The organism is Mycobacterium sp. IS-2888 (assembly GCF_001954215.1).
In the GTDB taxonomy this organism is placed as follows: Bacteria; Actinomycetota; Actinomycetes; order Mycobacteriales; family Mycobacteriaceae; genus Mycobacterium.
This window is the reverse complement of sequence record NZ_MBET01000064.1, coordinates 52,120-70,679: the sequence shown is the minus strand read 5'-3', so window position 1 is coordinate 70,679 and position 18,560 is coordinate 52,120. Positions and strand designations below refer to the sequence as shown.

The 18,560-nt window shown below is 65.6% G+C and carries 20 protein-coding genes and 1 pseudogene; 12 read left to right on the top strand and 9 right to left on the bottom strand.

The genetic code is table 11. The features are described from left to right. Nucleotides 1-11: 11 nt before the first annotated feature. A complete protein-coding gene (locus A5745_RS10905) occupies nucleotides 12-707 on the top strand; it encodes an SDR family oxidoreductase (RefSeq protein ID WP_083662876.1) in 696 nt (231 codons plus the stop codon). Nucleotides 708-736: 29 nt separating this feature from the next. Here A5745_RS10905 and A5745_RS10900 read toward each other — a convergent pair whose 3' ends face one another. The 7 genes from A5745_RS10900 to A5745_RS10870 form a co-directional block, all read right to left on the bottom strand. Then, entirely contained in the window at nucleotides 737-1,228 is a 492-nt protein-coding gene (locus tag A5745_RS10900) for a MarR family winged helix-turn-helix transcriptional regulator (protein WP_076116031.1), read from the bottom strand. 117 nt (nucleotides 1,229-1,345) lie between these two features. Further along, on the bottom strand, nucleotides 1,346-2,077 hold the full coding sequence (locus tag A5745_RS10895) for a GntR family transcriptional regulator (RefSeq protein WP_076064565.1): 732 nt from the start codon (nucleotides 2,075-2,077) through the stop codon (nucleotides 1,346-1,348). Nucleotides 2,078-2,188: 111 nt separating this feature from the next. Next, the gene (locus tag A5745_RS10890; RefSeq protein WP_076116030.1) at nucleotides 2,189-2,974 is read right to left on the bottom strand and encodes an LLM class F420-dependent oxidoreductase; all 786 of its coding nucleotides are present in this window, start codon (nucleotides 2,972-2,974) and stop codon (nucleotides 2,189-2,191) included. A 16-nt stretch (nucleotides 2,975-2,990) separates the two neighbouring features. Then, entirely contained in the window at nucleotides 2,991-3,893 is a 903-nt protein-coding gene (locus A5745_RS10885) for an alpha/beta fold hydrolase (protein ID WP_076116029.1), read from the bottom strand. Nucleotides 3,894-3,936: 43 nt separating this feature from the next. Further along, on the bottom strand, nucleotides 3,937-5,034 hold the full coding sequence (locus A5745_RS10880) for an inositol-3-phosphate synthase (protein WP_076064567.1): 1,098 nt from the start codon (nucleotides 5,032-5,034) through the stop codon (nucleotides 3,937-3,939). Nucleotides 5,035-5,094: 60 nt separating this feature from the next. Next, nucleotides 5,095-5,637: a PadR family transcriptional regulator gene (locus A5745_RS10875; protein WP_076064568.1), complete on the bottom strand. Its 543-nt coding sequence runs from the start codon at nucleotides 5,635-5,637 to the stop codon at nucleotides 5,095-5,097. Nucleotides 5,638-5,785: 148 nt separating this feature from the next. Further along, nucleotides 5,786-6,667 carry a DUF1707 domain-containing protein gene (locus tag A5745_RS10870; protein ID WP_076116038.1) on the bottom strand — a complete coding sequence of 294 codons (882 nt, stop codon included), beginning with the start codon at nucleotides 6,665-6,667 and terminating at the stop codon, nucleotides 5,786-5,788. Between the two features lie 125 nt (nucleotides 6,668-6,792). Here A5745_RS10870 and A5745_RS10865 point away from each other — a divergent pair, with 125 nt between their 5' ends. The 9 genes from A5745_RS10865 (at nucleotide 6,793) to dnaB (ending at nucleotide 15,802) form a co-directional block, all read left to right on the top strand. After that, nucleotides 6,793-7,218, top strand: coding sequence for a DUF5318 family protein (locus A5745_RS10865; RefSeq protein ID WP_076064569.1), 426 nt, complete (start codon nucleotides 6,793-6,795; stop codon nucleotides 7,216-7,218). Beyond that, nucleotides 7,211-9,802 carry a transglycosylase domain-containing protein gene (locus A5745_RS10860; RefSeq protein ID WP_139329544.1) on the top strand — a complete coding sequence of 864 codons (2,592 nt, stop codon included), beginning with the start codon at nucleotides 7,211-7,213 and terminating at the stop codon, nucleotides 9,800-9,802. The genes A5745_RS10865 and A5745_RS10860 overlap by 8 nt, the downstream gene beginning before the upstream one ends. Then, the gene (locus tag A5745_RS10855; RefSeq protein ID WP_076116027.1) at nucleotides 9,799-11,445 is read left to right on the top strand and encodes a glycosyltransferase family 87 protein; all 1,647 of its coding nucleotides are present in this window, start codon (nucleotides 9,799-9,801) and stop codon (nucleotides 11,443-11,445) included. Before A5745_RS10860 ends, A5745_RS10855 begins: the two co-directional genes overlap by 4 nt. After that, nucleotides 11,442-12,083, top strand: a complete 642-nt coding sequence (locus tag A5745_RS10850; RefSeq protein WP_076116026.1) for a DJ-1/PfpI family protein — start codon at nucleotides 11,442-11,444, stop codon at nucleotides 12,081-12,083. The genes A5745_RS10855 and A5745_RS10850 overlap by 4 nt, the downstream gene beginning before the upstream one ends. A gap of 114 nt (nucleotides 12,084-12,197) precedes the next feature. Further along, the gene (gene rpsF / locus A5745_RS10845) at nucleotides 12,198-12,488 is read left to right on the top strand and encodes a 30S ribosomal protein S6 (protein WP_044509152.1); all 291 of its coding nucleotides are present in this window, start codon (nucleotides 12,198-12,200) and stop codon (nucleotides 12,486-12,488) included. A gap of 110 nt (nucleotides 12,489-12,598) precedes the next feature. Next, entirely contained in the window at nucleotides 12,599-13,111 is a 513-nt protein-coding gene (locus A5745_RS10840; RefSeq protein WP_076064573.1) for a single-stranded DNA-binding protein, read from the top strand. 40 nt (nucleotides 13,112-13,151) lie between these two features. Beyond that, nucleotides 13,152-13,406: a 30S ribosomal protein S18 gene (gene rpsR, locus A5745_RS10835; RefSeq protein WP_076064574.1), complete on the top strand. Its 255-nt coding sequence runs from the start codon at nucleotides 13,152-13,154 to the stop codon at nucleotides 13,404-13,406. A gap of 27 nt (nucleotides 13,407-13,433) precedes the next feature. After that, complete coding sequence (rplI, locus tag A5745_RS10830) at nucleotides 13,434-13,892, top strand: 50S ribosomal protein L9 (protein ID WP_076064575.1); 459 nt, start codon at nucleotides 13,434-13,436, stop codon at nucleotides 13,890-13,892. A gap of 533 nt (nucleotides 13,893-14,425) precedes the next feature. Further along, a complete protein-coding gene (dnaB, locus tag A5745_RS10825; RefSeq protein ID WP_076064576.1) occupies nucleotides 14,426-15,802 on the top strand; it encodes a replicative DNA helicase in 1,377 nt (458 codons plus the stop codon). A 92-nt stretch (nucleotides 15,803-15,894) separates the two neighbouring features. Here dnaB and A5745_RS10820 read toward each other — a convergent pair. After that, nucleotides 15,895-16,074 (bottom strand): annotated as a pseudogene (locus tag A5745_RS10820) (NAD(P)(+) transhydrogenase (Re/Si-specific) subunit beta); the annotation flags it as partial. 236 nt (nucleotides 16,075-16,310) lie between these two features. Between A5745_RS10820 and A5745_RS10815 the strand changes: the two are divergent. Together A5745_RS10815 and A5745_RS10810 are read left to right on the top strand one after the other, a co-directional pair. Next, complete coding sequence (locus A5745_RS10815; protein ID WP_254848544.1) at nucleotides 16,311-17,483, top strand: adenylate/guanylate cyclase domain-containing protein; 1,173 nt, start codon at nucleotides 16,311-16,313, stop codon at nucleotides 17,481-17,483. 244 nt (nucleotides 17,484-17,727) lie between these two features. Beyond that, complete coding sequence (locus A5745_RS10810) at nucleotides 17,728-18,156, top strand: cellulose-binding domain-containing protein (RefSeq protein ID WP_076116024.1); 429 nt, start codon at nucleotides 17,728-17,730, stop codon at nucleotides 18,154-18,156. Here A5745_RS10810 and A5745_RS10805 read toward each other — a convergent pair. Then, nucleotides 18,153-18,542 (bottom strand): hypothetical protein, encoded by a 390-nt coding sequence (locus A5745_RS10805; protein WP_139329543.1) that lies wholly within the window; start codon nucleotides 18,540-18,542, stop codon nucleotides 18,153-18,155. The genes A5745_RS10810 and A5745_RS10805 overlap by 4 nt on opposite strands. Nucleotides 18,543-18,560: the final 18 nt, after the last annotated feature.

Here is an 18,560-nt window from a genome sequence, read left to right as displayed (position 1 = left end):
AGACTGGCTGCATGCCAACTGCTCTCATCACCGGGGCCGGCGGCGGTATCGGTTCTGCCATCGCCACCGCGCTGGCGCCGACGCACACGCTGCTCTTGGCCGGTCGGCCCTCTGATCGCCTGGATGCCGTCGCGGAGCGCCTCGACGCGACAACGTTTCCATTGGACCTGACCGATGCCGACGGGATCGAATCCAGTTGCGAAATCGTGGATGCTCTCGACGTGCTGGTGCACAACGCCGGAGTCTCGATCCCGGGCCACGTCGCCGAGTCGGGTGTCGAGGAGTGGCGCGCCACCTTCGACGTGAATGTCTTTGGCGCGGTGGCTCTTACGTTGGCGCTGTTGCCGGCACTGCGGGGCGCCCGCGGTCAGGTGGTATTCGTCAACTCCGGGGCGGGGCGCAAAGTCTCGCCGGGCATGGCGTCCTATTCGGCCAGCAAGTTCGCGCTGCGCGCATTCGCGGACTCGCTGCGCGACGACGAGCCGGAATTGCGGGTCACCACGATATATCCGGGCCGCACCGACACGACCATGCAGCGTGAACTGGTCGCGTTCGAAGGCGGCGAGTACGACGCCGCCAACTTCCTGCGGCCCGAAACCGTCGCGGCGGCGGTCGCCAGCGCGGTGGCGATGGCAGAACCGATACCGCCGCCGGCCCCGGTGATGAGAGCAGTTGGCATGCAGCCAGTCTACGGACGCCACCAATGACGTTGTGAAACAGTCAGTTTCACGGCCGGTTACGCGGTCGATTCACCCGAAGGGGCGGGTGCCGCTTCGCCGGAAGCCAGGCGCTCCAGCGGCGCCAACGCCTTCATCAGGGTGTTCAAGTCGGACTCGGGCAGCTGACTCAGCATTGCCGCGAGGGCGGCGTGCCGGTTGGCCAGCGACTCGGCATGGACCGCACGCCCACGCGGGGTGATATCGACGAGCACGGCGCGCAGGTCCGACGGGTCGCGGGAGCGCTTCACCAGCCCGATCTTCTCCAGCCGGCGGATCGCGACTGTCGTGGTGGGCGTCCGGACCCGCTCGTGCGCGGCCAGATCCGTCATCCGGATCGGTCCTTGATCGAGCAACGTGATCAGGATCGAGAGCTGCGCCAGTGTTAACTCGCCGGCTACGACGCCACTCGGATCGCCACGGCGCAGAATCGCAAACAATTTGGACAGCGCACGGTGCAATCCCTCCGCAAGCTCCGTCACCTCGGGCACGGTGGATGTGCTGTCCGCCATAGTTTGGCAGTCTAACCGGATATCGGGTGCGTACAAGGTAGCTATTGCCGACCAGTTTTAGGACCGGATTTCACGACTTTGCATCCCGTTCCGCAAAGTGATGGCTGGGCCGCTCTTTCAGAGCGCGATCGACGGCTCGGCGCAGGCGGCGTCGACGCCGGTGAGTATCCGAAGAGGCGCGGCGCCAACGGTTTCGGCGGGCGTAAATACCCTGCGCCGGTACAGTTCGGCCAGCATGGTCTGGGCCATCAGGTGGGAGCGACCGATGCATGCGGCCCGGGCGGCTTCCGGGTCGCGCCGGTAAATAGCGGAGGTTTCGTCTTCGTAGAACGGCAACATGTCGTCGCGGCTGCTCTGGTATGTCATCCAGAACACGCGCGGGATGAGGTTTTGCGAGGCGCGGATGGTGGCGTGCAGCCGCGGGCCCGCGTACTCGTCGTTGACGGTGCGCCGGTATTCCCCAGCAATTTCGGAAAAGGCCCGCCCTTCCTTTGCGCCGCGTAGCGATCGCATGAGCGCGTCGATTTGTCCCAGGATCCGCGGCGTGGGGTTTTCCGCTGCGCGGGCTGAGGCTATGCCGTTGAGCAGGCCGTCGAGTTCGTGATGCTCGAGGACCGTGGCTTCATCGAACCGCTCGACGAAAGCCCCTCGGTGATAGCGCGTGGAGACGATGCCGTCGTGTTCGAGTTGCACGAGTGCCTCTTGAATGGGGACACGACTTACGCCCAGCCCAAGCGCGATCTCGTTGCGGTCGACGCGGTCGCCGCTGCGCAGCTTCCCGGTCAATATCAGGTTGAGGATGTGGTTAACAACCTGGTCTTTTTCTTTGACCCCGTATTTCTTCGGCATCGGTCCCTTTCAGAACGCGCACCTGTAATCAGCGGAGGAAAGTTTCTCACGACTTGGCACGCGCGTTCAGGTTTTTCGCCGACGAATTGGAGCAAATCTCGAATCGAGGTCCTAGCGCTTATCGCGCCACTTGCACAGAGCCTCGGCGGCACTCAGGTCGTAGTCCGGGCCGTTGACGCCGACCGTCAGCAGCGAGGCGCCGAGGCCGACAAGGGTTTCGGCGTTGTCGATCAGTGAGCCCGAGTTGCCGACCGCGGCCGAGCGTTCGATTTCGGCCGGGTCGCGCCCGACGTCGGCGCAGTGGCGCCTGAGGACATCCGACTTGGCCGGGAACTCGTCGGCCGAGGTAAAGCTGTGCCAGATATCCGCGTGCTCGGCGACGAGCCGCAGGGTCTTGCGTTCGCCCCCACCGCCGATCAGGACCGGGATGTCACGGGTGGGCGCCGGGTTGAGCTTGGCCAGGCGCGACTTGATCCGGGGCAGGGCTTCCGCCAGGTCGTCGAGGCGGCTGCCCGCGGTGCCGAACTCGTAGCCGTACTCGTCGTAGTCCTTTTGTTTCCAGCCCGACCCGATGCCGAGGACGAGCCTGCCGTCCGATATGTGGTCGACGGTGCGGGCCATGTCGGCCAGCAGCTCCGGATTCCGGTAGGAGTTGCATGTCACCAGCGCGCCGATTTCGATGCGGGACGTCTGCTCGGCCCAGGCCCCGAGCATGGTCCAACACTCGAAGTGCGGGCCGTCGGGATCCCCGTAGAGCGGGAAGAAATGGTCCCAGTTGAAGGCGATATCGACGCCGATGTCCTCACAGCGGCGCACGGCGTCGCGAAGATGGCCGTAATGCGGGGCGTGCTGCGGTTGCAGCTGCACGCCGATGCGGATGGGGCGCTCAGCAGTCATGTGTGCAACCGTAGTCTCAGCGTGCCTCGAGCACCCCGCGCACCAGATCGATCAGTGCGCGCGGCTGATCGCTTTGCACCGAGTGCCCCGAATTCTCTACGACGTGTGCAGTTCGGAAATGCTTTGCGCGCCTGCGGAGTTCGGCCGCATCGTCGTCGGTGACGAAGCCCGATGAGCCACCGCGTATCAACGTGATCGGCGCGGAAAGGCTGTCGACGTCGTCCCAGAGTCCGGCGAAGTCGGGGAAGGTTCGGATGGCGTCGTAGCGCCACGTCCAATTTCCGTTGTCGAGCCGGCGGGAATTATGGAAGACACCCCGGCGCAGCGCCGTCACCTCGCGGTGTGGCGCCGCGGCGATCGTGAGGTCCAGCATCGCCTGGAAGCTGGGGAACTCCCGCTCTCCGTGCATCAGCGCGACGGTGCCTTGCTGTTCTTTGGTCAGCTCGGCGTGCCGTTGCAATGCCGACGGGGTCACGTCGATGAGAACGAGTTCGGGCACCAGGTCGGGCGCGACAGCGGCCAGCCGTATCCCGGTCAACCCGCCCAGCGACATGCCCACCACAAGGTCGGCGCTCGGTGCCAGCTCGCGCAGCACCGGCACCAGGGCCTCGGCGTTGTGCTGCGGTGAGTAATCGCCATCCTCGCGCCACGCGGAATGGCCATGACCGGGAAGGTCGACCGCAAGTGCGGGCTCCCCGACACCGACGATGACGGTGTCCCACGTGTGTGCGTTCTGCCCGCCGCCGTGCAGGAAAACGATCCTCGACGGCGAGTCACCCCATTGCAGTGCGCTAATCGGACCGGAACCGATCCGCCGCACCTGCGGCAAAGGTCCTGAAACCCCGGCCTGTTCGGCGTTTTCGGACAGCAGCGCGAACTCGTGCAGTCCAACCAGTTCGTCCTCGGAGATCTCGGTCACGATCTCCGACTCTATGCGTCACGCTGGCGTGACGCTCGAGCCACTACGCCCCGATGATGAACTCTTCGAGCTGAGCGCGCGCGACGTCGTCGGGCAACTGCTGCGGCGGGCTCTTCATGAGGTACGCCGAAGCGGGCACGACGGGTCCGCCGATGCCGCGGTCCTTGGCGATCTTGGCCGCGCGCACGGCGTCGATGATGACGCCCGCCGAGTTCGGCGAATCCCACACCTCGAGCTTGTACTCCAGGTTCAGCGGCACGTCACCGAAGGCGCGGCCCTCCAGGCGGACGTAGGCCCACTTGCGGTCGTCGAGCCAGCCGACGTGGTCGGACGGGCCGATGTGCACGTCTTTGGTCTTGAACTCGCGTTGCAGGTTGGACGTGACGGCCTGGGTCTTGGAGATCTTCTTCGACTCCAGCCGTTCGCGTTCGAGCATGTTCAGGAAGTCCATGTTGCCGCCGACGTTGAGCTGCATGGTGCGGTCGAGCTGCACGCCGCGGTCCTCGAACAGCTTGGCCATCACGCGGTGGGTGATGGTGGCACCGACCTGGCTCTTGATGTCGTCACCGACAATCGGGACGCCCGCGTCGGCGAACTTCTTGGCCCACACCGGGTCCGAGGCGATGAACACCGGCAAGGCGTTGACGAACGCCACTCCCGCGTCGATCGCGCACTGGGCGTAGAACTTGTCCGCCTCCTCGGAGCCCACCGGCAGGTAGGAGACCAGTACGTCGACGTTGTTCTCCTTGAGCACCTTGACCACGTCGACCGGCTCGGCGTCGGACACCTCGATGGTGTCCGCGTAGTACTTGCCGATCCCGTCGAGCGTCGGGCCGCGCTGCACGGTCACGTTGGTGGGCGGCACGTCGGCGATCTTGATCGTGTTGTTCTCGGACGCGAAGATCGCCTCCGACAGATCGAAGCCGACCTTCTTGGCGTCGACGTCGAACGCGGCCACGAACTTCACGTCGCGGACGTGGTATTGGCCGAACTTCACATGCATCAGGCCCGGCACCGTGCTGTTCGCGTCGGCGTCGTAGTAATACTGGACGCCCTGAACAAGCGAGGACGCGCAGTTTCCGACGCCGACAATGGCGACTCGTACATCCGTCGACGCCTGCGGCGCGTGTTGCTCACTCATTAGGGCGTTCTCCTAACTCAATAACGTGGTGTCGCGGTATTCGGGTTTGTGTGCAAGGGGTTACGTCTGCTCGGTGAGGCCAGGCATGGCCCGTTCCGCAGCAATGAGCTCGTTGAGCCACTTGACTTCGCGCTCGCTGGACTCGAGCCCGAGTTGGTGAAGCTGGCGCGTGTAGCGATCGAACGAGCTGCTGGCCCGCGCCACGGCTTCACGCAGACCTTCTCGGCGTTCCTCGACCTGGCGGCGGCGGCCTTCCAGAATGCGCATCCGCGCTTCTGCCGGGGTGCGGTTGAAGAAGGCCAGGTGTACCCCGAAGCCGTCGTCGGTGTAGTTGTGCGGGCCGGTGTCGGCCACCAACTCACCGAAGCGTCGACGACCCGCCTCGGTCAGTTGGTAGACGCGCCTTGCCCGCCGGACCGGGGTCCCGGCCGGGGCGGCATCCTCGGCGATCAACCCGTCGGCCTGCATGCGCCGCAGGGCCGGGTAGAGCGAACCGTACGAAAATGCGCGGAACGCACCGAGTAGGCCAGTCAGCCGTTTCCTTAGTTCGTAACCGTGCATGGGCGATTCGATCAGAAGACCCAGGATGGCGAGCTCCAGCATCGATTCACCCCCTTTGCTTGGCTGGTTACGACGGTCCGACGCCTCGCGTCATCGTATCGTTTCGATATATTAGCCACAACAGCACCTGGTGTTGGTGTGCTATTAGTCACCGCGAAATGTGCCCGGCCCGGACCGCCGGATAGGCCGCCTACGTGGGCAAATCCAACCGTTTGACCGTGCCGTCGCCCGCGAATGTGATCGAACCACCACCGTAATCGCTGGAGACGTACAGCGAGAGTGACAGCGCCCCCGGGGCGGTGGGATCCTTGCCGGGCTCGATGATCAGGTACATGGTTCGGATGTCGCCCTGCTTCATGTGCAGGGTTTCCGGGGCGCCGCGCATAATGCCCACGGTCGCCGCGATGTCGAACTTGCTCAGGTCGGTCGTCACGGGCCCGTCGGCGGAGCTCTTGGCGGAGCTGGTCGGATCGCCCCACCCGCCGCGGTAGGTGTAGTCGAGCACGCGCCGGTCGTCGGAGGGGTCGGGGCGGTCGAGGCTGGCATACGTCGGGTAGATGACCAGCCGATAGCCGACGGTGTCCCCGAACCTCTTGCGAGTTTGTTCCATCAGGCCGGTAAGCCCGCCGACCGAATGCAGCTGCGTGGGCGGGGTCAACACGACGGCGGCCACTCCGTCCGGCTTGGCCCCGGGGTCCTCGCGCCCACTGCCGAAGTCCAGCGGCGAGCCGGCGTTGCCGTAGAGGCCCCATCCGATTCCGACGCCCAATAGCACCGAGACCACGAACGCGGCGGCCAGCATGACCCATCCGCTGACTTTCGTCGGCGGCTTGGCGCCCCGCAGCTTGGCCGGGGCGTTGCTCACCTGCAAGTCGGCCAACAGCGCCCGCAGATCACCCAGCGTGACCGCGTTGGTGGCGCTGCTGACTCGTTGCCGGTGTTCTTCCCCGGACAGTTCACCGTCGCCCAGGGCGTTGTCGAGAATCGCGCAGGCTTCTTGTCGATCGGTGTCCTTGGCGCGGGTGGTCGACGTCGTCCCGCCACCAACGGATGCCCCGAACCATTTCGCCACGGCCATGATCGTAGAAGGCCGAGCCGAGTTCGGCACCGGATGTGACGAGCGATTACGGCGGCTCAGCCAGCGCGACGGCGTTGGTTGCATATCGGCGGCCGACATCGCGACGTACTCTGGTCAGCGTGCGACTGCAGCGACAGGTGGTGGACTACGCGCTTCGGCGGCGCGCGGTGCTGGCCGAGGTGTACTCCGGCCGCACCGGTGTGTCCGAGGTGTGCGACGCGAACCCCTATTTGCTGCGCGCCGCGAAGTTTCACGGAAAAACCAGCCAGGTGATGTGCCCGATCTGCCGCAAGGAGCAACTCACGTTGGTGTCGTGGGTGTTTGGCGAGCACTTGGGCGCGGTATCGGGCTCCGCGCGCACGGCCGAAGAACTGGTCTTGCTGGCTACGCGCTACGAGGAGTTCGCGGTCCACGTGGTGGAGGTGTGCCGAACCTGCAGCTGGAATCACCTGGTCAAGTCGTACGTGCTCGGCGCGGCACGCCCGCCAAAGGGCACGCGCGGCACCCGGACCGCGCGCAACGGCGCCCGCACGGCCATTGAGTAACGAAGGGCGCCACGACCAGTCGTCCGGTGAGGCGAGCGGGCCAGCGACTGAGCGCGTGGGCAAGCATGCGAGCACCGACCGCCCGGGCGATGGCGCGCCCCAGCAGCCTCGCCCCCGCCGCCCGCTTCCTCCCGACGACCGGAGGACGACGATCCTTCCGCCCGTCGTCGACGACAGGGCCCCCAGGCGGCGCGACCCGCTTGATGAGGTCAAGGCCGCGCTGGACGCTCCTCCGTCAAAACCCCTGCCGACCGACGCGATCGACGAGGTCAAGGCCGCGCTCGACGGCCGCTCGCCGACCCGTGCGCGGCGTGGCCAGCCGGTGTCCGGTCAGCGGCCGCCCGCCGGACCACCGCCTCCACCACGCCGACCCGGTGGGCCCGGTGATCCGATCGGACCCGACCCGCGAGTTCCAGGGCCGCGGCTGGATTGGAGCTGGGTCGACCAGATCAATTGGCGATGGGTGCGCCGCGGGGCCTACCTCAGCGCGGCGGTGCTGGTGCTGTTGCCGATCGTCACCTTCACGATGGCGTACTTCATCGTCGACATTCCCAAACCGGGCAACATCCGGACCAACCAGGTCTCGACGATCCTGGCCAGCGATGGTTCGGAGATCGCGAAAATCATTCCCCCGGAAGGCAATCGGGTCGATGTCAACATCAACCAGGTGCCGGTGCATGTGCGCCAGGCGGTGATCGCCGCCGAGGACCGCAACTTCTATTCCAACCCGGGGTTCGACTTCAGCGGATTCGCGCGGGCGGTGAACAACAACCTCTTCGGCGGCGGCGATCTGCAGGGCGGGTCGACGATCACTCAGCAGTACGTGAAGAACGCCCTGGTCGGTTCCGCCCAACACGGGTTGAGTGGACTGCTGCGCAAGGCCAAGGAATTGGTCATTGCCACCAAGATGTCGGGGGAGTGGTCCAAAGACGATGTGCTGCAGGCCTATCTGAACATCATCTACTTCGGGCGCGGGGCCTACGGGATTTCGGCCGCCGCCAAGGCCTACTTCAACAAGCCCGTCGAGCAGCTCACCGTGTCCGAGGGCGCGCTTTTGGCGGCGCTGATTCGGCGCCCGTCCTCTCTGGACCCGGCCGTCGATCCAAAGGGAGCCGCAGCCCGCTGGAATTGGGTGCTCGACGGCATGGTGGAAACCAAGGCGCTGTCGCCCAGTGATCGCGCGGCACAAGTCTTTCCGGCCACCGTGCCGCCCGATCAGGCGCGCGCGCAGAATCAGACGACCGGACCCAACGGGCTGATCGAGCGCCAGGTGACCAGGGAACTGATGGAGCTGTTCAATATCGACGAGCAGACCCTCAACACGCAGGGTCTGCAGGTCACCACCACGATCGATCCGAAAGCCCAGCAGGCTGCGGAGAAGGCGGTCTCGAAGTACCTCGATGGGCAAGACCCCGACATGCGGTCCGCCGCGGTTTCCATCGACCCGCACAACGGCGCAATACGCGCCTACTACGGCGGTACCGACGCCAACGGATTCGACTTCGCTCAGGCCGGCCTGCAGACCGGATCGTCGTTCAAGGTGTTCGCACTTGTTGCCGCACTCCAACAAGGGATCGGCCTGGGTTACCAGGTCGACAGTTCCCCGCTGACGGTGGACGGCATCAAGATCACCAACGTCGACGGCGAGAGCTGCGGAACCTGCAACATCGCCGAGGCGCTGAAGCTCTCGCTGAACACCGCCTACTACCGGCTGATGCTCAAGCTCAAAAACGGGCCGCAGGCCGTCGCCGACGCCGCGCACCAAGCCGGTATCGCGAAAAGCTTCCCGGGCGTCGACCACACGCTGTCCGAGGATGGCAAGGGCGGACCACCGAACAACGGGATCGTGTTGGGGCAGTACCAAACTCGGCCGATCGACATGGCATCGGCGTACGCCACGCTGGCCGCGTCCGGCGTCTATCACCGGCCGCATCTGGTGCAAAAGGTCGTCAACGCCGATGGGCAAGTCCTTTTCGACGCGGGCGGCTCGGACAACAACGGCGAGCAACGCCTCGACAAGGGTGTGGCGGATAACGTCACCGCGGCGATGCAGCCGATCGCCGCCTATTCGCGTGGCCACTCTCTGGCCGGCGGGCGGGCGTCGGCGGCCAAGACCGGCACGGTGCAGCTGGGTGACACCAAAGCCAACAAGGACGCGTGGATGGTCGGATACACGCCGTCGCTCTCGACGGCTGTGTGGGTGGGGACCGTCCAAGACAACGTGCCGCTGGTAACCGCTTCGGGCGCAGAGGTTTACGGCTCGGGCTTGCCGTCGGACATCTGGAAGGCGACCATGGACGGCGCGCTGAAGGGCACCTCGAATGAGACCTTCCCCAAACCGAGTGAGATCGGTGGTTACGCCGGCGTGCCAGCCGCGCCGCCGCCTCCGCCCCCACCGCCGTCCGAGCAGGTCATCCAGCCCACCGTCGAGGTAGCGCCGGGGATCACCATTCCCGTTGGCCCACCGACGACGATCACGGTCGCGCCGCCGCCGCCACAGGCCCCGGGTGGCGTCCAGCCGGGCGGTCCCCAGCCAGGTGGCCCACCACCCGGGGGCCCGCCATTTCTCCAGCCTCCACCGTGACCGGCGCTCGGCAGCAGAGCGCCATTTCGCCGCGACCGCTGGCCGCGGATTTGCGTAGTGCCGGCAACCGCGATTGCCCAAGCCACACCGACTCTCTGGGTGCCGCCCTGGCGGATGTGATCGGCGGACCGGTGGGTCGGCACGCGCTGATCGGGCGTGCCCGGCTGATGACTCCGCTGCGCGTGATGTTTCTGATCGGGCTGGTGTTCTTGGCGCTCGGCTGGTCGACGAAGGCGGCCTGCCTGCAGAGCACCGGTACCGGCACAGGCGATCAGCGGGTCGCCAACTGGGACAACCAACGCGCCTACTACGAGTTGTGCTACTCCGACACGGTGCCGCTCTACGGCGCGGAGCTGTTGAGCCAGGGCAAGTTTCCGTACAAGTCGAGCTGGATCGAAAGCGACAACAGCGGTTCGCCGCAGACGCGCTATGACGGCCAGCCGGCGGTGCGATACATGGAGTATCCGGTGTTGACCGGCGTCTATCAGTACGCGTCGATGGCGGTGGCCAAGACCTACACCGCGCTGAGCAAGGTCGCCCCCCTCCCGGTCGTCGCCGAGGTGGTGGTGTTCTTCGACGTTGCGGCCTTCGGCCTGGCGCTGGCCTGGCTCGCGACCGTCTGGGCGACCGCGGGACTTTCCGGCCGTCGCATCTGGGATGCGGCGCTGGTGGCCGCCTCACCGCTGCTGATCTTCCAGATATTCACCAACTTCGATGCGTTGGCAACGGGATTCGCGCTCGCGGGACTGCTGGCGTGGGCGCGCCGCAAGCCCGTGCTGGCCGGCGCGCTCATCGGATTGGGCGCCGCGGCCAAGCTGTACCCGCTGCTGTTCCTCGGCCCGATGCTGGTGCTGGGCATCCGGACCGGGCGCCTTCGTGCCTGGACCCGCACCGCTGGGGCCGCCGCCGCGACCTGGCTGTTGGTGAATCTGCCTGTGTTGCTGCTCTTTCCGCGAGGATGGTCGGAGTTCTTCCGGCTCAACACCCGCCGCGGCGACGACATGGACTCACTGTACAACGTCGTCAAATCATTCACCGGCTGGCGCGGTTTCGATTCGAAGCTGGGCTTCTGGGAGCCGCCCATGGTGCTCAACACGGTCGTTGCCGTGCTGTTCGTAGTGTGCTGCGCGGCAATCGCTTTCATCGCTCTGGCCGCTCCGCAACGGCCGCGGGTGGCGCAGTTGGCGTTCCTGATAGTGGCGGCGTTTCTGTTGACCAACAAAGTGTGGAGTCCGCAGTTCTCGCTCTGGCTGGTACCGCTGGCCGTGCTGGCTTTGCCGCACCGCCGAATACTTCTGGCGTGGATGACGATTGACGCGGTGGTGTGGGTGCCGCGCATGTATTTCCTGTACGGCAACCCGAATCGCGCTCTGCCCGAACAGTTCTTCACGACGACGGTGTTGCTGCGCGACATCGCGGTCATGGCGCTGTGCGCGCTGGTGATCCGGCAGATCTACCGGCCGGACGAGGACCTGGTGCGCTGGGGTGGGCGGGTCGACGACCCGGCGGGTGGGCCGTTCGACCGCGCCCCTGACGCCCCGCCCGGTTGGCTGCCGGACTGGCTACGCCCGCCCGCGCAGCGACGCCGGCCCGAAGCCGCCGAAAGCGGCGCGGAGACCGCGGCCGCCGCGAGCCAGCCATGACGCAGATCGCCATTCCGCTTTTCCCGCGGTTCACCGCGCTCGACGCCGTCGGGCCTTACGAAGTGCTGCAACGCATTCCATCGATCGACGTGGTGTTCGTCGGGCACCGCCGCGGCGAGGTGCGCACCGAAAATGGGATGCTGGGCATCACGTGCGACGTCACATTCGACGAAGTCGGCGCGCCCGACGTGGTGGTGTTCCCGGGCGGCATCGGCACCCGCGGGCTGATTCACGACGACGCAATCCGCGCCTGGCTGCAATCGGTACACCCGAGCACCGCATTCACCACCTCGGTGTGTACCGGTGCGTTGTTACTCGCCGCCGCGGGCCTGCTCGATGGGCTCACCGCGACGACGCACTGGCGGGCCGCGGACCTTCTCAACGAGTTGGGCGCGCGCTATGTGCCCGAACGCGTCGTCGAACATCTGCCAGAGCGCATCATCACCGCCGCGGGCGTGTCCAGCGGCATCGACATGGCGCTGCGCCTGGTTGAACTGCTCGTCGATCGTCAGGCGGCGCAGGCCGCGCAGCTACTCATCGAGTACGACCCCCAGCCGCCGTTCGACTCGGGCGCGCTCAGCAAGGCCGACGAGGCGACCGTCGCCCGGGCCAACGAATACCTGCGCGCGCGGCAGTAGCGATTTCGCTGCGCAGAGCACCTTCCGGTAGCCTGGGGCGGTTGCCGACGCAGGCGACCCTCCTGCCACGGATCGACCGTGGCCGTGCAGACCAGAGGAGGTGGTGAGGTTTCCATGCGTCCATACGAAATCATGGTCATTCTTGACCCCACGCTCGACGAACGAACCGTCGCTCCGTCGTTGGAGACGTTCCTCAACGTCGTCCGCAAGGACGGCGGAACTGTCGACAAGGTCGACATCTGGGGTAAGCGGCGGCTGGCTTACGAGATCGCCAAGCACGCCGAAGGCATCTACGTCGTCGTCGATCTGAAGGCCGAGCCGGCGACCGTATCCGAACTCGACCGTCAGCTGAGCCTCAACGAGTCGGTGCTGCGCACCAAGGTGATGCGCACCGATAAGCACTAAGCGGACCTCAAGGGCGGCGCTGGCTGCCCGCTGTCGTCAGGCTTGCGTAGGCTCAGCGAGGAACATGCTCATGACCATCGATCGTCTCCAGGCGGATCCAGGAGGAAATTGTGGCTGGTGACACCACCATCACCGTTGTCGGAAACCTGACCGCTGACCCCGAACTGCGGTTCACCCCGTCGGGCGCCGCGGTGGCGAACTTCACCGTGGCATCGACGCCGCGGATCTATGACCGCCAAAGCGGGGAATGGAAAGACGGGGAGGCGCTGTTCCTGCGGTGCAACATCTGGCGCGAGGCCGCTGAGAACGTCGCGGAGAGCCTCACCCGCGGGGCGCGGGTGATCGTCAGCGGGCGGCTCAAGCAACGTTCCTTCGAGACTCGCGAGGGCGAGAAGCGCACCGTCGTGGAGGTCGAGGTCGACGAGATCGGGCCCTCGCTTCGCTACGCCACCGCCAAGGTCAACAAGGCCAGCCGCAGTGGCGCCGGCGGCGGTGGCTTCGGTGGCGGTGGCGGTTCGCGCCAGGCGCCGGCAGCGCAACCCAGCGGCGGCGGGGACGACCCGTGGGGCAGCGCCCCGGCGTCGGGCTCCTTCGGCGGCGGCGACGACGAACCGCCCTTCTGATCAACACACTTCAGCAGTAGGAAACGAAAGAAAGACAGACATGGCCAAGTCCAACAAGCGGCGCCCGGCTCCGGAAAAGCCGGTGAAGGCGCGCAAATGCGTCTTCTGTGGCAAGAAGGAACAAGCGATCGACTACAAGGACACCGCGCTGCTACGCACGTACATCAGTGAGCGCGGCAAGATCCGGGCGCGTCGCGTCACCGGCAACTGTGTGCAGCACCAGCGCGACATCGCGCTCGCGGTGAAGAATGCCCGCGAGGTGGCCCTGCTGCCCTTCACCTCCTCGGCGCGATAGCCCAGGCTCAACCGAAAGTACGAAACGATGAAGCTGATTTTGACGGCCGATGTCGACCACCTCGGCGCCGTCGGCGACACCGTCGAGGTCAAGGACGGGTACGGCCGAAACTTCCTACTCCCGCGTGGCCTGGCGATCGTCGCCTCGCGCGGCGCGCAGAAGCAGGCCGACGACATCCGCCGGGCCCGCGAAACCAAGACCGTGCGCGACCTCGAGCACGCCACCGAAATCAAGACGGCGATCGAGGCGCTGGGTCCGGTTTCGCTGCCGGTGAAGACCGCTGTCGACTCGGGCAAGTTGTTCGGTTCGGTGACCGCCGGTGACGTGGTCGCGGCCATCAAGAAGGCCGGCGGGCCCAATCTCGACAAGCGGATCGTCCGGCTGCCCAAGACGCACATCAAAGCCGTCGGCACACACCCGGTGTCGGTGCACCTGCACCCCGAGATCGATGTCGAGGTCGCGCTCGAGGTCGTCGCGGAGGGCTAACCCCGCGGTGTTTGCTCGATGCCGACGGCGATCGCCCGCTCGGCCGGGCGCCAAATCTTAGGCGCTTCGAGGGCGCTGTGTGCCCGCTTTGACGATGGTTCAGCGGTGGATCTGGCGAACTATTTCCGGGGTCCTGCGGGAGGGGCCCCTTAACCCGCGCTTAACGTGCCGAAAATATGGCCGAAAGCCAACACGCCCGACACGGTAACCTGCGGCGACACGCCGAAGAGATTCTTGTCCACACCAATTGTGCGGTGTTGTACTGCGCGTATCTGCAGCGATGTCAGGACGCCCAAGATTAATCCACAGGTTCTCCACACCCCGTTCAACACAGGTGTCGACGGATATGCACACACGATGCACAGCGTTATGAACAGTGGCCCCTTTAAGTACTTGCCAGCAACGTTTACCGTCGTCCCGGCGCAAGGCTATTCGGGTGCTTGAGTCGGGGGCGTCAGTGCTCCGGCTTACGCTTTCAATACTGGGTGTCGAATGTATGTTCGGATACTCTGTGACAGAGGGAGGTGGGAGCCATGGCGGTCGTCGATGACCTCGCGCCTGGCATGGACGCCTCGCCTCCCAGTGAAGATTATGGCCGGCAGCCACCGCAGGATCTGGCCGCCGAACAGTCGGTGCTGGGCGGCATGCTGCTCAGCAAGGACGCCATCGCCGATGTGCTGGAGCGGCTGCGGCCCGGCGACTTCTACCGTCCGGCACACCAGAATGTCTACGACGCGATCCTGGACCTCTACGGCCGTGGGGAGCCCGCCGACGCGGTGACGGTCGCCGCGGAGCTGGACCGCCGCGGGTTGCTCCGCCGGATCGGCGGCGCGCCGTACTTGCACACGCTGATCTCGACGGTGCCGACGGCCGCCAATGCTGGCTACTACGCCGGCATCGTGGCCGAGAAGGCGCTGCTGCGCCGGCTCGTGGAAGCGGGCACGCGGGTGGTGCAGTACGGCTATGCGGGCGCGGAGGGCGCCGACGTCGCCGAGGTGGTCGACCGTGCGCAGGCCGAAATCTACGACGTAGCCGATCGCCGGCTTTCCGAGGACTTCGTTCCACTCGAGGACCTGCTGCAGCCGACGATGGACGAGATCGACGCGATTGCCTCGAGCGGTGGTCTGGCGCGCGGCGTGCCGACGGGCTTCACTGAACTCGACGAGGTCACCAACGGCCTGCACCCCGGGCAGATGATCATCGTGGCGGCGAGACCTGGTGTCGGGAAATCGACACTAGGATTGGATTTTTTGCGGTCGTGTTCGATCAAGCACCGCATGGCCAGCGTCATCTTCTCCCTGGAGATGAGCAAGTCCGAGATCGTGATGCGGCTGCTGTCGGCGGAGGCGAAAATCAAGTTGGCCGATATGCGTTCGGGCCGGATGAACGACGACGACTGGACGCGGCTGGCGCGGCGGATGAGCGAAATCAGTGAGGCCCCACTGTATATCGACGATTCGCCCAACCTCACCATGATGGAGATCCGGGCCAAGGCGCGCCGGCTACGGCAGAAAGCCGACCTGAAGCTGATCGTGGTCGACTACATGCAGCTGATGACGTCGGGCAAGAAGCACGAGTCGCGCCAGGTCGAGGTGTCCGAGTTCTCAAGGCATCTCAAGCTTTTGGCGAAGGAACTCGAGGTTCCAGTGGTCGCGATCAGCCAGCTCAACCGCGGTCCTGAGCAGCGCACTGACAAGAAGCCGATGCTGGCCGACCTTCGCGAGTCGGGATCACTGGAGCAGGACGCCGACGTCGTGCTGCTGCTGCACCGGCCGGACGCGTTCGAGCGCGACGACCCGCGCGGGGGAGAGGCGGATTTCATTCTCGCCAAACACCGCAACGGCCCGACCAAGACGGTCACCGTCGCCCATCAACTGCACCTGTCGCGATTCGCCAACATGGCGCGGTGAGGTTCGTCCTCCCTCTCTGGATGTCATCTGAATGTCATGGTGGACACGAAAGTGGGAATTTCGGACTCATCATGAGTTGAGGAAGCTCGGGCGGCGGTCACGCGGTCAGCGCCTTCAGCGCTGATTTCGCGGTGCTCGCCGTAGTCCTTGTCCTCGGCCGGGCCGGCCTCGATGCCGAAGCCTTCGGCGATGACGGAGATGAACGACCGGTTCATGGCCTTGCTCATGATGCAGGACAGATACGCACCGGAGGATCCGACGAGGGCATCCGTCGTCGCGCACCAGCGGCGGGTCCAGGGACTGATCGGCCTGCGCGAATGCCAGCTGACGCCCGCTTCGGGTTCGATAGGCTTTCTGGGTGGCAGCCGATGTCGATGCCGCAGATGCCGCAGCCGCGGAGCCCTACGGCGGCCCGCTGCTGCGCCTGAAGTCGGCAATAGTGGATCGCAACCGGCAATTCGCAAACAGCCAGGCCCGGCGTCATCGAGTCCTCAACATCACCACATGGATGGCCGCCGCGGTCTGCGCCAGCTTCGCGGTGATTGAAGTGATGACGACCCGACTGTGGCCCATCGCGGGGTTCAACGTCGTCGCAGCCCTGATATTCGCGCTGGTTCCTCTGCTCTACCGCTTTGGTGAGCTGATGGCGCCGCTGACCCTGGTTGGCATCGCCGACGTGTTCATGATCGTGGTCGGCTGGACGGTCGGGACCCACACGGGGGTCGCGTTCTTCTTCGTGATGTCGGGGCTAGTGGCGGTGATGGTGCTGGGCACCGAGCACATCGTGACGGCCTCCCTTGTGGTGACCAGCAGTGCCGCTCTGATCATCACGATCAACTATGTCCGGCCCGTTCGCACCCGCGCGCAGCCGGTGTGGGCAATGGATCTCGGCTTTGCGATCTCGGCAGTCGCCGCCTGCGGAATGGTGATGGCGACGGTCTGGTACACACAGCGCGAGATGGACGGGGCGAAGCGAGCGATCGAGCTGGAGCACGAACGCTCCGAGGCGTTGCTCACCAACATCTTGCCGACCTCTATCGCAGCGCGGCTCAAGGACCCGACGACCACGATCATCGCCGACAAGTACGACGAAGCCTCGGTGTTGTTCGCCGACATTGCAGGCTTCACCGAGCGCGCCAGCCGCACCACGCCGGAGGAGCTGGTGACTCTCCTCAACCGCGTCAACAGCGAATTCGACCGTCTCGTCGAGCGCCACGGGCTGGAAAAGGTCAAGACCACCGGCGACAGCTACATGGCGGTCAGCGGCGTACCGCAGCCGCGGCCCAACCACCTGGAGGCGCTCGCATGTCTTGCGCTCGATATGGCCGACGCGTCGAACAGGCTTACCGACCACATCTGCCAGAAGGTGCCCATCCGCATCGGACTGAGCGTCGGTCCCATGGTGGCCGGCGTCGTTGGCACCAGCCGATTCTTCTACGACGTGTGGGGCGATGCAGTCAATGTCGCCTCCCGCATGGAGTCCACCGGCGTCGAAGGGCGGATTCAGGTCCCGCTCGACGTGTACGAACGGCTCAAGGGGGAGTTCGTATTTGAGGAACGCGGCGACGTCGTGGTGAAGGGCAAGGGTGTGCTGCGCACCTGGTTCCTGGTCGGCCGGCGTGCGTCCGACGCGGTTGGTCAGCCATCGCGACAACCAGCTGTTCAGGGTGAGGGGCAGTGACGGCACCCGTAGCCGTCGGACCCCAGACCGCACACTCGGCGAACACTGCCCTAGGACAGGATCGATCGGCATCGATCAGCTATGGGCCAACCGGGCGCCCAGCTCCGAAGCGGCTGTCGCGCAACAACAAATGAGAACGGACATCCGGCCAAGATTTCATGACGGTTTCGGTTGGGCAAAGGTACTGCAGCTTACCCGGGATGCGAGGGCCGATACCGCCTGTTTGGTTTTAGTGTTAGCTGCTATGGCCCGACTGAGGAATTACGTGAAGCGCTGGGGCGCAGCGCTTCACGTAATGCTGTCGGCAGTGCTGGTTGGCGTCCTCGGACTCGCCGTCGCCCCGGTAGCTCATGCGGCCGCAGCCGCGGCGACGTTCACCGTGGAACATACGTGGCAGACGGGTTTCATCGCCCGCTTCGCCATCACCAACGGGAGCATGGCGCCGTTGAGCGATTGGAAGCTCGAATTCGACATGCCGGCAGGACAATCCGTCGTGCACACGTGGAACAGCACCGTTACCCAATCTGGCACGCACTATGTTCTCTCTCCCGCGAATTGGAATCGGGTCATTGCACCCGGCGGTTCAGCCACGGGTGGCCTACGAGGCGTGCTGACCGGCACCTACACGCCACCGTCGAATTGTGTGCTCAACGGGCAATATCCCTGTAGCTAGTCCCGACTGCGCACTGAGGCTCGACGGCCTGCAAGCACCAAGCTCAGGGCCGCAACGATCGCCAGCAACGGGTGCACGATCCGGTCGCGCATGTCGACCGGTACCACCCCGAACAGGTCGGCGCCGTGGAACACCTCGAGAACCGTCGCCGCCGCGTACACGGCCCCGACCACCGCGACGGCCGGCCAGGCCGCACGCGGCAACGCGACTCCGACCGCTAGCACTGCCACCAGCAGCAATTGCCAAACCGACCGCCACCCGTCACCGGGCAGAGCGAAGTTCGCGCCCGCCGCCAATGCAGACACCGCCCGCGCCGCCAAAAACATCCCGACCACGACGCAATACCAGCGTGGCGCGTGGACCACGCCGAACCAACCTGTACGCATCAGACACTCCCGCACTCG